The 14,132-nt window shown below is 52.0% G+C and carries 11 protein-coding genes and 4 tRNA genes; 6 read left to right on the top strand and 9 right to left on the bottom strand.

Features of this window, described 5'->3' with window-relative positions:
* Nucleotides 1-67 precede the first annotated feature (67 nt).
* Entirely contained in the window at nucleotides 68-973 is a 906-nt protein-coding gene (gene rarD, locus AC27K1_RS19285; RefSeq protein ID WP_487152427.1) for an EamA family transporter RarD, read from the top strand.
* Here rarD and AC27K1_RS19280 read toward each other — a convergent pair whose 3' ends face one another.
* A complete protein-coding gene (locus tag AC27K1_RS19280) occupies nucleotides 974-1,657 on the bottom strand; it encodes a chalcone isomerase family protein (protein ID WP_487152425.1) in 684 nt (227 codons plus the stop codon).
* 332 nt (nucleotides 1,658-1,989) lie between these two features.
* Between AC27K1_RS19280 and lon the strand changes: the two genes are divergently transcribed.
* A complete protein-coding gene (gene lon / locus AC27K1_RS19275; RefSeq protein WP_487152424.1) occupies nucleotides 1,990-4,389 on the top strand; it encodes an endopeptidase La in 2,400 nt (799 codons plus the stop codon).
* A 338-nt stretch (nucleotides 4,390-4,727) separates the two neighbouring features.
* On the opposite strand, the gene AC27K1_RS19270 is transcribed toward lon, so the two are convergent.
* The gene (locus tag AC27K1_RS19270) at nucleotides 4,728-5,363 is read right to left on the bottom strand and encodes a riboflavin synthase subunit alpha (protein ID WP_487152423.1); all 636 of its coding nucleotides are present in this window, start codon (nucleotides 5,361-5,363) and stop codon (nucleotides 4,728-4,730) included.
* Nucleotides 5,364-5,371: 8 nt separating this feature from the next.
* Entirely contained in the window at nucleotides 5,372-5,893 is a 522-nt protein-coding gene (gene yfcD / locus AC27K1_RS19265) for an NUDIX hydrolase YfcD (protein WP_487152422.1), read from the bottom strand.
* Nucleotides 5,894-6,258: 365 nt separating this feature from the next.
* On the opposite strand from yfcD, the gene ppnN reads away from it, so the two are divergent.
* The gene (gene ppnN / locus AC27K1_RS19260) at nucleotides 6,259-7,632 is read left to right on the top strand and encodes a nucleotide 5'-monophosphate nucleosidase PpnN (protein ID WP_487152421.1); all 1,374 of its coding nucleotides are present in this window, start codon (nucleotides 6,259-6,261) and stop codon (nucleotides 7,630-7,632) included.
* A gap of 107 nt (nucleotides 7,633-7,739) precedes the next feature.
* On the opposite strand, the gene AC27K1_RS19255 is transcribed toward ppnN, so the two are convergent.
* From AC27K1_RS19255 to AC27K1_RS19235, 5 genes are all read right to left on the bottom strand, one after another.
* Nucleotides 7,740-7,816, bottom strand: a tRNA-Val gene (locus AC27K1_RS19255).
* A 40-nt stretch (nucleotides 7,817-7,856) separates the two neighbouring features.
* Nucleotides 7,857-7,933 (bottom strand) — tRNA-Val (locus tag AC27K1_RS19250).
* A 91-nt stretch (nucleotides 7,934-8,024) separates the two neighbouring features.
* Nucleotides 8,025-8,101 (bottom strand) — tRNA-Val (locus AC27K1_RS19245).
* An 86-nt stretch (nucleotides 8,102-8,187) separates the two neighbouring features.
* Nucleotides 8,188-8,263: transfer RNA gene (locus AC27K1_RS19240), tRNA-Asn, on the bottom strand.
* A gap of 151 nt (nucleotides 8,264-8,414) precedes the next feature.
* On the bottom strand, nucleotides 8,415-9,593 hold the full coding sequence (locus AC27K1_RS19235) for a pyridoxal phosphate-dependent aminotransferase (protein WP_487152420.1): 1,179 nt from the start codon (nucleotides 9,591-9,593) through the stop codon (nucleotides 8,415-8,417).
* Between the two features lie 143 nt (nucleotides 9,594-9,736).
* Between AC27K1_RS19235 and uvrB the strand changes: the two genes are divergently transcribed.
* The gene (uvrB, locus tag AC27K1_RS19230) at nucleotides 9,737-11,749 is read left to right on the top strand and encodes an excinuclease ABC subunit UvrB (protein ID WP_487152419.1); all 2,013 of its coding nucleotides are present in this window, start codon (nucleotides 9,737-9,739) and stop codon (nucleotides 11,747-11,749) included.
* A 172-nt stretch (nucleotides 11,750-11,921) separates the two neighbouring features.
* On the opposite strand, the gene AC27K1_RS19225 is transcribed toward uvrB, so the two are convergent.
* A complete protein-coding gene (locus tag AC27K1_RS19225) occupies nucleotides 11,922-12,197 on the bottom strand; it encodes a ComEA family DNA-binding protein (protein WP_487152418.1) in 276 nt (91 codons plus the stop codon).
* Between the two features lie 173 nt (nucleotides 12,198-12,370).
* Here AC27K1_RS19225 and AC27K1_RS19220 point away from each other — a divergent pair, with 173 nt between their 5' ends.
* Nucleotides 12,371-12,766: a hypothetical protein gene (locus AC27K1_RS19220; protein WP_487152417.1), complete on the top strand. Its 396-nt coding sequence runs from the start codon at nucleotides 12,371-12,373 to the stop codon at nucleotides 12,764-12,766.
* Nucleotides 12,767-13,212: 446 nt separating this feature from the next.
* Entirely contained in the window at nucleotides 13,213-13,641 is a 429-nt protein-coding gene (locus tag AC27K1_RS19215) for a hypothetical protein (RefSeq protein WP_487152416.1), read from the top strand.
* Nucleotides 13,642-14,132: the final 491 nt, after the last annotated feature.

Here is a 14,132-nt window from a genome sequence, read left to right as displayed (position 1 = left end):
GGATACGGTTTTCCAGGTTGCGGCCTATCTCAGCCCGCCTGCGGAAACCCGGTATAACGGTAACGCAGTGACACAGACCAATACCCGCTCCGGCCTTTTTTTTGCGATCGCCGCTTTCAGCTTTTATGGGTTTATGCCGGTTTACTTTAAACAGGTGGAAGCCGCCTCCGCCATGGAGGTGCTGGCACACCGGGTCTTCTGGTCATTTCTGCTACTGGGCGGCGCACTCTGGCTGCTTAGTTTCTGGCAGGGTTCGGCGTGCAAGCAATCCCTTGCGGCACTGCGTAACTGGCGAACCTGTCGGATACTGCTGCTCTCCTCCAGCCTGATCGCCGTGAACTGGCTGACATTTATCTGGGCTGTGAGCGATGATCGTATTACCGAGGCCAGCCTGGGCTATTTCATCAATCCGCTGGTCAATGTTCTGCTGGGCATGCTGTTTCTGCAGGAACGCCTGACACGTCCTCAAGTCCTGGCCGTTCTGCTGGCCTTAACCGGTGTTGCCTGGCAGGTCATCACAACAGGCAAGTTGCCCATTGTGGCACTCGTACTTGCCACTACGTTTGGTTTTTACGGGTTGGTTCGCAAACAAGCTGCATTGCCAGCGGTCAGCGGTCTGCTGGCGGAAACGGCATTAATGCTGCCTTTCTGTCTGGCCTGGTTTGGCTACCTGGTCAGTACAGACAGCCATGCCTTTCGGGTAGAACAGCCGGAACTCAGCCTCTGGCTGATGTTTGCAGGGGTTATCACAACCGTACCACTGCTCCTGTTCACAGCCGCAGCAACACGCATCCGGCTATCAACACTGGGATTCACCCAATACATCGGCCCCAGCCTGTCGCTGTGCCTGGCGATTTTTGTCTATAACGAACCGTTCGACAATAACCGGCTGGTCAGCTTTCTGTTTATCTGGATAGCGTTGGCTGTCTTTACCGCAGACAGCCTTCGACGGGGATGGCGGCAGGGTGCCTGATCAGGCGCCCTGATCCTGCTCTGCGACTTCAATCGGCTCGGAAACCTCAAGCCCGAGAATGCCTTCCTTGAACGTCCGGTTGATAGGGTTTTCACCAATCCAGACCGAGAGCAGTGCATTAAAGAAGGCTTTTCCGGGAATAATCCCTTTATCCTTGCCACTGATGCGAACCCGGGTGCCCAGCCCGGGTATATAATCAATTTCCCCTTTATCACCCGCCTTCATCCGGCCCTCAAACATACTGATCATGGTATTGATCTCGGATTCCAGCGCCTGCTGCTCCTCTTTGGTGATATTGAGCTGCAGGGCTTCATAGAAGGCATTGGCCACACGGCGGGCACTGATCCGCTTCATCAGGACATGAAATACCATGCGCTTGTGGCCATCATCAGCAAAAATTGCCTCGGATGATTGCATGGGCTGTTCCAGATAGAGCTGACCAATGTAGGTATTCACCAGCAGGTACTGGGTTCGCAGGGCGGCGCCATTCAAAACCAGCTCCGGACGGCTGTCCCGGGCAGGAAGCACCTCGGGGATATCGACCCCCTTGATGGTCAGGCTCCAGGCCGGTGGTGCCAGCATCAAAAGTAGTAGCGGCCATTTCAGCCAGATGAAATGTCTGTTCCTGTCAAACTGCGACGATGAGAACAGGGGTTTTACGGTTCTTGTGCGCCGTATTCCCATGACTCTCTCCTGTGATTGTTCTTTTTATCGTTATTATTGTTGTGACAATGGCGGTCTCGCGCCCCTCATTACACGGCCCTGCGCACAAAAAAGCAATTCACTACCCTAACCCGCTACCGTTGGTCATTTCTCCTGACAGAAATCATCGTGATTTCCAACAGGCAGGCGCATATTGGCCATAATTAACGTATCACCATTTAAAAACCCCGTCTCCATCCCAATCTATAGAGGCATGATGTCATTTGAGTCATCCTCAGGGCCCGCAAAACCGGCATAGCGTCAGCTTCCTGACGGCAGGGATGGCAAAACCTGGAAACAGCATTCGGTGTACAATGAGCGAACAAGAGAAAGAATCCCCGGAAATCATTTCCGATGAAGCTGAAGAATCCACCCAGGCCAGCACCGGACTGGTGATTCCCCAGCAGGCGCTGCCAGACAAACTCTACCTGATTCCTGCCAGTAACCGGCCCTTTTTCCCGGCACAGGTGCAACCGCTGGTGTTCGCTGCCGCCCCCTGGGAAGACACCCTGAAGCGGGTCGCCCAGTCGGACCAGATGGTCATGGGATTGTCGTTTATCGACAATATCCCCGATTCAGACGAAGCCACGCCAGACCAGTTCCCCGAGATTGGCTGCGCTGTCAAGATTCACAACCTGGTGGAAGTGGATGACCAGATTCAGTTCATCGCCCTCGGCATGCAGCGCTTCAAGATCGTCAAATGGCTGCGCCGCACCCCGCCCTACCTGGTCCAGGTGACCTACCCGGTCAGCAGCGAGGAAGATCCAGATACCCTGAAGGCTTACGCCATGGCACTGATTAATGCCATCAAGGAACTGCTGCCACTGAATCCGCTCTACAGCGAAGAACTGAAAAACTATCTGAACCGGTTCAGCCCCCGTGATCCGTCACCGCTGGCTGATTTTGCTGCTGCTATCACCACCGCCCGTGGTGCTGAATTACAGGAAGTACTGGAAACCATTTCCGTACAGCGTCGTATGGAAAAAGTACTGGTGCTGATCCGCAAGGAGCAGGAAGTCGCCAAGCTGCAGAGCGAAATCAGTGAAGCCGTTAATCTCAAGATCAGCAAGCACCAGCGTGAGTTCTTCCTGAAAGAACAACTCAAGGTTATTCAGCGGGAACTGGGTATTTCCAAAGATGACAAAACCGCGGAAATCGAAGAATTCCAGCAGCGCCTGAAAGGCAAAACGGTGCCGGAACCCGTCCAGAAGAAAATTGATGAAGAGTTGCACAAGCTGGCTCTGCTGGAGATCGGCTCACCGGAATTTGGTGTTACCCGTAACTACCTTGACTGGGCCACCTCAGTTCCCTGGGGCGTCTGCTCTGAAGACAAATTGAATTTAGAAAATGCCCGAAAAGTACTTGATCGTGATCATGACGGGCTGGATGACGTCAAAGACCGGATCATAGAATTCCTGGCGGTTGGCGCTTACAAAGGCGAAGTCTCCGGCTCTATCTTGCTGCTGGTCGGCCCGCCGGGGGTTGGCAAAACCTCGATTGGCACATCCGTGGCCGAAGCCCTGGGGCGCAAATTCTACCGTTTCAGTCTTGGCGGCATGCGGGATGAATCCGAAATCAAGGGGCATCGACGCACCTATATCGGCGCCATGCCCGGCAAGCTGGTGCAGGCACTGAAAGAAGTGGATGTTGCCAACCCGGTGATCATGCTGGATGAGATCGACAAGATTGGTTCATCATTCCGGGGTGATCCCGCCTCCGCCCTGCTGGAAGTACTGGATCCCTCGCAAAACACCGAGTTCCTGGATCACTACCTGGACATGCGTATCGACCTGTCCAAGGTACTGTTTATCTGTACTGCCAACCAGCTGGACACCATTCCCGGGCCACTGCTGGATCGGATGGATATGATCCGCCTGTCCGGCTATATCACGCGCGAGAAAGTGGCGATTGCCAAAAACCACCTCTGGCCCAAGCAGCTGAAAAAGGCGGGGCTGAAGAAGAGCCAGATCAAACTGTCAGATACAACACTGAAACAGATTATTGAAGGATACGCCCGAGAGTCCGGTGTTCGTCACCTGGAAAAACTGCTCGCACGGATCATTCGCAAATCTGTCGTGCAAATTCTGAAAGAACCGGAGCTGAAGTTATCGGTTACCGCCAAGAATCTTCCCGATTACCTGGGCGCCCCCTATTTCCGTAAAGAAAAAATTGTCCAGGGTGTGGGTGTTATTACGGGTCTGGCCTGGACGTCTCTGGGCGGTGCGACACTCCCGGTTGAAGCGTCCTGCATCCATACACTTCGCCCAGGCTTCAAACTGACCGGAAAGCTGGGCGAGGTGATGAAAGAATCCGCCGAAATCGCTTACAGCTATGTAATGAGTCATCTGAAAAAGTTTGGCGGCCCTGCGGACTTTTTCGACAAGGCGTTTATCCACCTGCACGTACCGGAAGGCGCTACGCCGAAGGATGGCCCCAGTGCAGGCATCACCATGGCCAGCGCCCTGTTAAGCCTGGCACGTAACCAGAAACCACGACCACTAGCCATGACCGGTGAGTTGACACTAACCGGCCTGGTTCTCCCAGTGGGAGGCATTCGCGAAAAGGTGATTGCAGCAAGACGTAGCGGCATTCATGAAGTCATTCTGCCTGAGGCTAACAAGCGGGACTATGAAGAATTACCCGACTATATACAGGAAGGTATGACCGCACACTTTGCCAAGCGGTTCAGTGACGTCGTCAAGATTATCTTCTGATAACAAAGACACCTGAACCCTCAACAGCCTGAGTACCTCAAAGTGCCCAGGCTGTTTTTTCTACGACAGAAAAGAGAAAAGCCGCGGAACCCATATATGCAGGTTGAGCGGCTTTCTTTCTTGCTTAAGCTCAGCAGCGTAGGCAACCCACGCTTGGACACTGTAGTGAGCTACTTATATTTATAGAAGCTGCACGACTGAGCGTCCATTATCTGTCATACCGATTAGCAATCTCAGTATTTCCCAATGTTATATCGGGCGCTTTATTTGGCTTGTCTGTTGAAATCCAAATAAACAACAACGGCTAATCGCACACGGCTATAACAAAAACAGGCTACTTATTTAGACATCAACCGCTGCACAAACGCCTGATCGCCAAGACAGCGTTTCACCGTATCCACGACAGCCTGAGTTTGACTATCGATTTCAAGATTCACCTTGTCGCCCGGCTCTACCGTTGCAAACGTTGTTAAACGAAGGGTTTCCGGAATCAGGTGAACCCGGAATTCATCGTCCGTTACAGTTTCACCCAGCGTCAGGCTGGCGCCGTTCAGTGCTACATAACCTTTTGGCATCAGGTAATCCCGCCAGCGAGCATCCACTGTAAACAGGATCGTTGTATTCTCAGGCTCACGAATCACCTCTTTTACAACAACGGTGTCGTGAACATGCCCTGAAAGCAGGTGGCCACCAATCTCATCGGAAAAACGTGCAGCGCGCTCTACATTCACAAACGACCCAGGTTGAACATCCACCAGGTTGGTCACTCGCAGCGTTTCTTTCATCACATCGAACGATACCTGACCATCACCAAACGCAGTCACCGTAAGGCAGACGCCGTTTACTGCGATACTGGCGCCCGTCTTTAATCCCTCCAGCAAGGCGGGATCCATCTGAATCGTCAGCGTTGAGAAATCCGGTTTGCTGTCAACCGCTGCGACCGGCATCCGGCCCTGCACGATTCCGGTGAACATACTGGCATTTACTCCTGTTCCGAGGTGTTCTCTTCGTTCTCTAAATGGATCAGCCGCTCCAAGGCGACCAGCGTATCCGGCGTGTAAGGGTACTTTTCAGGTTCCGCCAACACAGCCTCCGGCTTTTCCCTGATCACGCCCGCCACTTCCTCTGCCTGCAAGGTCAGCAGACCGTCATAGACACAGGTGAAAACCTTGCCCCACAAACGACACGCATCGGAGTGGTAATAAAAATGAAAACGGGGCAACAGTGGCACATCGCTGATGCCCAGCTCTTCCGACAGTTCACGGGCAGCCGCCGAATCATAATCTTCCCCTTCGGCCACCACACCACCCGCGGCGAGATCAAAATAGCCGGGGTAGACATCCTTGGTCAGCGTCCGCTTCTGGATATACAGGCAACCTTCTGAATCAAAGACAAAGATAAACGTCGCCCGATGACACAACCCGTCTCGTCGCATGACAGACCGCGGCGCCGAACCTGTCACCTGGTTTTCCTCGTCCACAATCACGACCTGTTCTTCGGACATGACAACCCTCCCAGTCGAAACCCGTTTTGTCGGTTCTTGTTCTTTGTTTTGTTCTATGCGTCTGCTTTCAGGGTACAGGTAAGCGAGAATCGCTAGCCCTGCCAGAGCCGATTGTTGTAATCCTCCCGATAAATTGCAAGCGCCTTTTCGGATCGGCAACAACCCGTAACATTTTGCCCTTCCGCAAACTGGACAGAGACCACCTCACAGGGATATAACAGATCTATACGCCATTACTGACAATCAGGCGTATTCACTATACTGAACTGATAATCGGCAACTTTTTCATTATTCGCCGGTCAGAACACCACTCGAAACCATTCGTTCTTTCAGATTTTTACGTTCACATGCAGAGGGAGATGTGCATGGGTCATTGCGATACTGTAACGGCAATCGTCAACCCCACCGGGTCCATGAACGTGCTGTCCAGCCACGAGGTCAGCAAGCTTCAGGACACCAGCAAGACGGGGCTTTACACCCTGTTCCGCCAGTGTGCACTGGCGGTACTGAACTGCGAGTCAGAAAAAGATAACGCACATGAATTGATGGCGGAGCATGAAGACTTCGACATCCGCATCATCCAGGAGCCCCGCGGACTTAAGCTGGAACTGATCAACGCGCCCGCCTGCGCGTTCGTTAACCAGAAGCTGATTCTTGGCGTCAAAGAGAACCTGTTTTCCGTACTGCGTGACATCCTCTATGTATTCAGCGAGATGGAGGAACAGGGTCTCTTCGAACTCAATGAACCCCGGGATGTCACTAACCTGGTCTTCGAGATCCTCCGTCATGCCCGCGCCTTCGTTCCCAAACAGCCGCCTAACATTGTCGTTTGCTGGGGTGGTCACTCCATCGGTCGGGAAGAGTATCTTTATACGAAGGTCGTCGGTTACCAGATGGGGCTGCGTGGCCTGGATATCTGCACCGGCTGTGGCCCCGGCGCCATGAAAGGGCCGATGAAAGGCGCCTATATCGGTCATGCCAAACAGCGCATCAACAAAGGCCGCTTCATCGGTCTGACTGAACCCGGCATTATTGCCGCCGAAAGCCCGAACCCGATCGTCAACGAACTGGTGATCATGCCGGATATCGAAAAACGACTGGAAGCGTTTGTCCGGCTTGGACATGGCATTGTCGTTTTCCCGGGCGGCCCCGGTACAGCCGAAGAAATTCTCTATATTCTCGGGGTGCTACTGCACGAAAATAACCGGCAGATTCCATTCCCCCTGGTCTTTACCGGTCCGAAAAGTGCCGAAGAATACTTCCAGCGCATTGACGATTTCATTGGCGCCACACTGGGCAAAGAAGCGCAGGCGCTGTACAAGATCATCATTGATGATCCCGCGACCGTGGCTGACACCATGAAAACCGGTCTGGACAAAGTCACCCGCTTCCGTCGGGCCAGTAAGGATGCTTACTACTTTAACTGGGAACTGACCATTGACCGGTTGTTCCAGGAGCCCTTTGAACCCACCCACGAGTCCATGGCAGGACTGCACCTGAAACACGATATGCCCGCCAGCGAACTGGCAGCGAACCTTCGTCGTGCAATGTCCGGAATCGTGGCGGGCAATATCAAGGAAAGCGGCATCAAAATCATTCAGCAACACGGCCCGTTCAGACTGTCTGGCGAACCGGAATTGATGCTGCGCATTGATGAACTACTCAGTTCATTCGTCGCCCAGCACCGGATGAAATTGCCCGGCAGCCATTATGAACCCTGTTATGTCATCGAAAACTAGACACTGAACACACACTCGGAGGGAGATCTCACACCGCCCTCTGAGTAATGACATTTAATACACGCAAAACAAAAAAGGGATCTGCATGGCAGATCCCTTTTTGATGATGGTAGGCGGTACTGGAATCGAACCAGCGACCTCAACGATGTCAACGTTGCGCTCTAACCAGCTGAGCTAACCGCCTGTAAAACTGTTTTTTAACGCACTGCCATTAATGGCGAAATTGGTAGGCGGTACTGGAATCGAACCAGCGACCTCAACGATGTCAACGTTGCGCTCTAACCAGCTGAGCTAACCGCCTTCAGATGCGCCGCATGATACTCAAGCAGCACTAAAACTCAATAGTTTGCCCGACTTTTTTACTGCAACCATGCTTCCTAAAAGCCTGGAAATGGTAGGCGATACTGGAATCGAACCAGCGACCTCAACGATGTCAACGTTGCGCTCTAACCAGCTGAGCTAACCGCCTTCTACAGTAACCAACAAAACTGTCGGACAAAAAAACCGGATGCTCTCGCTTCCGGTTGATTGCAACTGATCACGCCATCGTTTTGATGGCTCCCCGAGCTGGACTCGAACCAGCGACCCAATGATTAACAGTCATTTGCTCTACCAACTGAGCTATCGGGGATCAGTCGATGCAGGCGTATGGTACTGATCGTCCCAGATGAGGTCAACCGGTTTTCCGGGCTAATTCATTGCGTTATACCGCACCCAACAAAAAAGGCCTGTGATGCCATGGCAATCAACAGGCCTTTCTGTAAACGATTAACGACGATTCATCAGGCAACCGCGATTGCCAGTCGATCCAACGCCTTATCCAGCGCTTCCAGGCTGGTCGCAAACGACAAACGCATATGACCTTCTGCCCCGAAAGCGGAGCCCGGCACCATAGCAACACCCGCCTCAAGCAAGGCTTCGGCCAGATCAAGGTCAGACTTATAGCCTTTCGCTGCGATCACACCGGAGAAATCCGGGAAGCTATAGAAAGTGCCATCGGCTTTAATCGCTTCTACACCCGGCAAACGGTTCAGGCGTTCTACCACATGGTCATGACGCTGCTTGAAAGCCTGAACCATCGTTGCCACGCATTCCTGGGAACCAGCCAGTGCCGCAACCGCCGCCGCCTGGGCAATGGAACAGGGATTGGAGGTGCTCTGGGACTGAATCTTTTTCATGCTGGCAATCAAAGCTTTTGGTCCACCGGCATAACCAATACGCCATCCGGTCATGGAATAGGCCTTGGACACCCCATTCAACACAATGGTTCGATCATACAGTTCAGGGCAAACATTCAGGATATTCACGAAGCTCTGCCCCGGCCAGAGGATATGCTCATACATATCATCGGTAGCGACCATCACGTCGGGGTACTTCAGCAACACTTCCGCCAGCGCTTTCAATTCATCGGCACTGTAGGCTGTACCGGTCGGGTTGGACGGGCTGTTAATGACCACCAACCGGGTTTTATCGGTGATAGCCTTCTCCAGCTGGTCAGCACTCATTTTGAAGCGGGTCGCCTGGGTGGTTTCCACAATCACCGGCACACCTTCAGCGATAGTGACCATATCCGGATAGGACACCCAGTAAGGCGCGGGAATAACCACTTCGTCACCAGGATTGAGCAACGCTAAGGCCAGGTTAAAGAAACTCTGCTTGCCACCGCAGGAAACCAGGATCTGCCCCGGCTCATAGTTGAAACCGTTATCCCGCGCAAACTTGTCAATCACCGCCCGCTTCAGCTCAGGTGTACCGTCCACCGCGGTATACTTGGTCTTGCCATCATGAATCGCCTTGATGGCCGCTTCCTTGATATGATCCGGCGTATCGAAGTCCGGCTCGCCGGCGCCGAGGCCAATAATATCCTTTCCAGCCGCACGGAGTTCCGCCGCCCGAGTGGTCACCGCCAGGGTCGGGGAAGGTTTAATACTCTGAACTCTACGGGAAAGTTGCTGGTCCAAGCTGATATCCTCTTTATTTCGGGAAGCGTCTCACCCCGGATCGGGGACTTCCGGCCAGGCAGACTGGCCTGTTGTATAAGGAATTGGCACACTAACTTGTCATTCGACGCAATACTACATGATCCACAGGATAGCAGGAACCCATGGGCCCACGATTCCAGGTAGTCTCCGATTTCCAGCCCGCCGGCGACCAGCCGGACGCCATCCGTAAACTGACCGCCGGCGCCGACAGCGGCCTGGCCTGCCAGACGCTGCTGGGGGTGACCGGTTCCGGCAAGACCTTCACCATCGCCAATGTCATCCAGAACCTGCAGCGCCCGACGCTGATCATGGCACCTAACAAAACCCTGGCGGCACAGCTTTATGGTGAGTTTCGGGAGTTCTTTCCCAATAATTCCGTAGAGTATTTTGTCTCTTACTACGACTATTATCAGCCGGAGGCCTATGTCCCCTCCTCCGATACGTTTATTGAAAAAGATGCCTCAGTAAATGATCACATCGAACAGATGCGTCTTTCCGCCACCAAGGCGCTGATGGAACGGGATGACGCCATTATCGTTGCAACCGTGTCGGCCATTTACGGCTTGGGTGATCCGGAGTCGTATTTCAAGATGGTGCTGCACCTGAGCCGTGGCGACACCATCGATCAACGGCAGATATTGCGTCGCCTGGCTGAACTGCAATACACCCGCAATGATATGGAACTGAAGCGAGCCACCTACCGGGTTCGCGGCGACGTGATCGACATCTTCCCAGCGGAATCTGAAAAAGAAGCCATACGGCTGGAGTTGTTTGATGAGGAACTGGAAAACATCAGCTGGTTTGATCCGCTAACGGGTGAGGTTTTGCGTCGTGTACCCCGGGTCACCGTTTTTCCCAAGTCCCACTATGTCACACCTCGTCAAACCATTCTTGACGCCATTGATGCCATCAAGGTTGAACTGGCGGAACGCCTCCAGGTATTAAGGGAAAACGACAAACTGGTAGAAGCACAACGCCTGGAACAGCGTACCCGCTTTGATATCGAAATGATGGTGGAACTGGGTTACTGCACCGGGGTTGAAAACTATTCCCGCTATCTCTCGGGTCGTGGACCGGGGCTGCCTCCACCCACACTGTTTGATTACCTGCCCGCCGATTCCCTGCTGGTCATTGATGAATCACACGTCACGGTGCCGCAGATCGGCGCCATGTACCGGGGCGACCGCTCACGAAAAGAGACGCTGGTCGAATATGGTTTCCGCCTGCCCTCCGCGCTGGACAACCGCCCCATGAAATTTGAAGAGTGGGAAAGCAAGCGACCACAAACCATCTTTGTTTCGGCGACGCCCGGCCCCTATGAGAAAGACCATCAGGACCAGGTGGTTGACCAGGTGGTTCGTCCCACCGGACTTGTTGACCCTGAGATTGAAGTGCGCCCGGCCACGACACAGGTGGATGATGTCCTCTCTGAAATCAACAAGCGCACTGCCCGGGGTGATAGAATCCTGATTACCGTTCTGACCAAACGCATGGCAGAAGACCTGACAGAATATTTAACCGAACAAGGTGTCAGGGTTCGCTACCTGCACTCCGATATTGATACCGTCGAACGCGTTGAGATTATTCGCGATTTGCGCATCGGCGCCTTTGATGTCCTGGTGGGCATTAACTTGCTTCGGGAAGGTCTGGATATGCCGGAAGTGTCGCTGGTAGCGATTCTGGATGCCGATAAGGAAGGGTTCCTGCGCTCAGATCGGTCGCTGATTCAGACAATAGGCCGGGCCGCTCGTAACCTTAACGGTAAAGCGATTCTCTACGCGGATCGCATCACGGGTTCCATGCAACGTGCGATGGATGAAACTGAACGACGGCGTGAAAAACAACTGACGTTCAACAAAGAACACAATATTACGCCCAAGGGCGTTACCAAGCAGATTGCAGACATCATGGAAGGCGCCATCCCTGGACGCCGTGCAAAACAGACGCGCAAAGCGACTGAAGTGAAGCCTGTCCAACACCTGGATACAACCGCACTGGATCCAAAGCAGTTAGCGAAAGAATTGAAGACACTGGAGCAGCAAATGTTTGAGCATGCCAAAAATCTTGAATTTGAAGAAGCGGCTGCTGTACGTGACAGAATTAACCAGCTGAAAGAAACTGTCCTGAAACACTGATCAATGCGTAACCGGTATCAGGGACTCGGATTACCAGTCTGTGTTCCTGATTCCCGGTCAAACCCAATCGGCGGCAGTAAAACCTGTCAATGTGAGACAGAACTGCAACAGCCGCAACTAAAAAAGGCCTCCGTACTCTGGAGGCCTTTTTTAGTTGCGGTAACATCATTCGCTACTTAACAACAATATTCTTTTTATTGGCTTCAACAACCTTTTGACCAATACCCCTGACATTGCTCAATTCTTTAATACTGGTGAAATCGCCATGCTTCTTGCGGTACTTGACGATGCGCTTGGCAATGGTTTCACCGACATACTTCAGTTCTTTGTCCAGTACTTTGGCGCTGGCGGTATTAATATTCACCTTGCCTGACTTACCTTCAGCCAAAGCCAGTGAGCTGAAACCAAGCATTGCAACCAGAACGGCAGCCATAAATTGTTTGATCATCACCGAAAATCCTTTTTGGCAAGTAGAGAATGGGTATCAATAAGACCACAGTCTTATTTACTGTTTTACCCTAGTAGGCTGTCCGGCGTTTCGCAAGAAAAGCGGTAGCTTTTTCAAATCTTGACGCCTGCCAACGACGAACTATCTTCCCAAAGTCGTCATCAGGAGGGCTTATGGCCAGTACATTATTCGAAGAATTGAAACATATCGGGATTAACGAAGAACTGGCACACCGCATTGACAAGACGCTGGATCCACAGCATGTCGCCACCCGGCAGGATCTCCTGCTGATGAATGAAACGATATTAAAAACACAGCTGCAGATGGATCGTCATTATGACGACCTGAACAACCAGTTGATGCAGCTCAACACCAAAATAGACCTCAATTATACCGAGCTGAACAGCAAGATTGACAAGGGATACACGGAACTAAACAGCAAGGTAGACAAAGTCAGCAGTGACCTGCGGGTTGAAATTGCGACCATTTCCCGCCAGTTCTGGATTACGTTCGGCGGCCTTATCACCACTATGCTGTTTGTCTTCGGGGTGAATTGGTATTTTCACTGACGAGTGGTACAGGACTCATGTGGGAGACAACAATTTAGCAGCGACAGCAGGACATGTACGAAGTGGATTTCACCATTATGCCGGAAAGCCCGGCAGGGAAAACTCATGAAACCCCGCGCTGTCAAAGGGGTCAAGCTTGGTATCTGTCTCAGAAACTTAGGAGCAGCTAACTTACTCACAAATCGCTTAATCCCTAGTATATCGGGCGTAGAGCCATATTTTGCTAACCACTGCATTGGAATGACATTCCATGTTCTATGCCCTTGGTGTAGACACCAGGCAAAATTTCACTGGTAGACCTAAGACTTAGCATGTTCAAATTCCCATCAATCCCAGTGATAGCGCGGGGTTTCATGCGTTTCCCTGCAAGAAAAGTGGTGTCTTTTTGAAAGCTTGACGCCTGCCAACGACGTACTATCTGCCCAAAGTCGTCATCAGGAGGGCTTATGGCCAGTACATTATTCGAAGAATTGAAACATATCGGGATTAACGAAGAACTGGCACACCGCATTGACAAGGCGCTGGATCCACAGCATGTCGCCACCCGGCAGGATCTCCTGCTGATGAATGAAACGATATTAAAAACACAGCTGCAGATGGATCGTCATTATAACGACCTGAACAACCAGTTGATTCAGCTCAACACCAAAATAGATCGCAATTATACCGAGCTGAACAGCAAGATTGACAAGGGATATACGGAACTAAACGGCAAGGTAGAGAAGGGATACACGGAACTAAACAGCAAGGTAGACAAAGTCAGCAGTGACCTGCGGGTTGAAATTGCGACAATTTCCTGCCAGTTCTGGATCACATTCGGCGGTCTTATCACCACCATGCTGTTTGTCTTCGGGGTGAACTGGTATTTTCACTGACGAGTGCTACAGGACTCATGTGGGAGACAACAATTTAGCAGCGACAGCGGGACATGTACGAAGCGGATTTCATCATTAAGTACCTGGCCACTCGATTTTTTTCCGAATCAACGCTTTTGCCGGGGGCTGAGGGAGAAAATATTCAATTACAATCGACTAGGTACCTAGAAGCCGGTAAGAGGGCGAACCATCTCATTAACTATGTTGACAAACACCGGTCTTTTTCCTGTGTCCATTGCGGCTGTTACCCGTGTTCTTTCCTGTAGGATCATGCTTCCTGTAACCATGTATTCATTCAGACCTGCTACAAGAACACGCTCAATGGACAATGGACGTGTGAGAAGCTCTCTGCTGAGATCGGCCAGATCATCCTGAGTATTGATTTGGCTGGCCACTCTTTCGATGAGTTTCTGCTCAAATTAAACGCTCATTGTTTTTCTCCCTTTTTCAGGAGTTAACGACAAGCGTTTCCACAAATCCAGTTACAGTCC

It is taken from the genome of Kistimonas ophiarachnellae, from assembly GCF_057552235.1.
Note: the sequence above shows the minus strand (reverse complement) of the source record. Positions and strands in the feature narration are given on the sequence as shown.

What these genes read in the sequence shown, in the direction of transcription:
- lon (WP_487152424.1), top strand. Translation starts at nt 1,990, where the DNA reads ATGAGCGAACAAGAGAAAGAATCCCCGGAAATCATTTCCGATGAAGCT.
- ppnN (WP_487152421.1), top strand. Translation starts at nt 6,259, where the DNA reads ATGGGTCATTGCGATACTGTAACGGCAATCGTCAACCCCACCGGGTCC.
- AC27K1_RS19220 (WP_487152417.1), top strand. Translation starts at nt 12,371, where the DNA reads ATGGCCAGTACATTATTCGAAGAATTGAAACATATCGGGATTAACGAA.
- yfcD (WP_487152422.1), bottom strand. Translation starts at nt 5,893, where the DNA reads ATGTCCGAAGAACAGGTCGTGATTGTGGACGAGGAAAACCAGGTGACA.
- AC27K1_RS19215 (WP_487152416.1), top strand. Translation starts at nt 13,213, where the DNA reads ATGGCCAGTACATTATTCGAAGAATTGAAACATATCGGGATTAACGAA.
- AC27K1_RS19225 (WP_487152418.1), bottom strand. Translation starts at nt 12,197, where the DNA reads ATGATCAAACAATTTATGGCTGCCGTTCTGGTTGCAATGCTTGGTTTC.
- uvrB (WP_487152419.1), top strand. Translation starts at nt 9,737, where the DNA reads ATGGGCCCACGATTCCAGGTAGTCTCCGATTTCCAGCCCGCCGGCGAC.
- AC27K1_RS19270 (WP_487152423.1), bottom strand. Translation starts at nt 5,363, where the DNA reads ATGTTCACCGGAATCGTGCAGGGCCGGATGCCGGTCGCAGCGGTTGAC.
- AC27K1_RS19280 (WP_487152425.1), bottom strand. Translation starts at nt 1,657, where the DNA reads ATGGGAATACGGCGCACAAGAACCGTAAAACCCCTGTTCTCATCGTCG.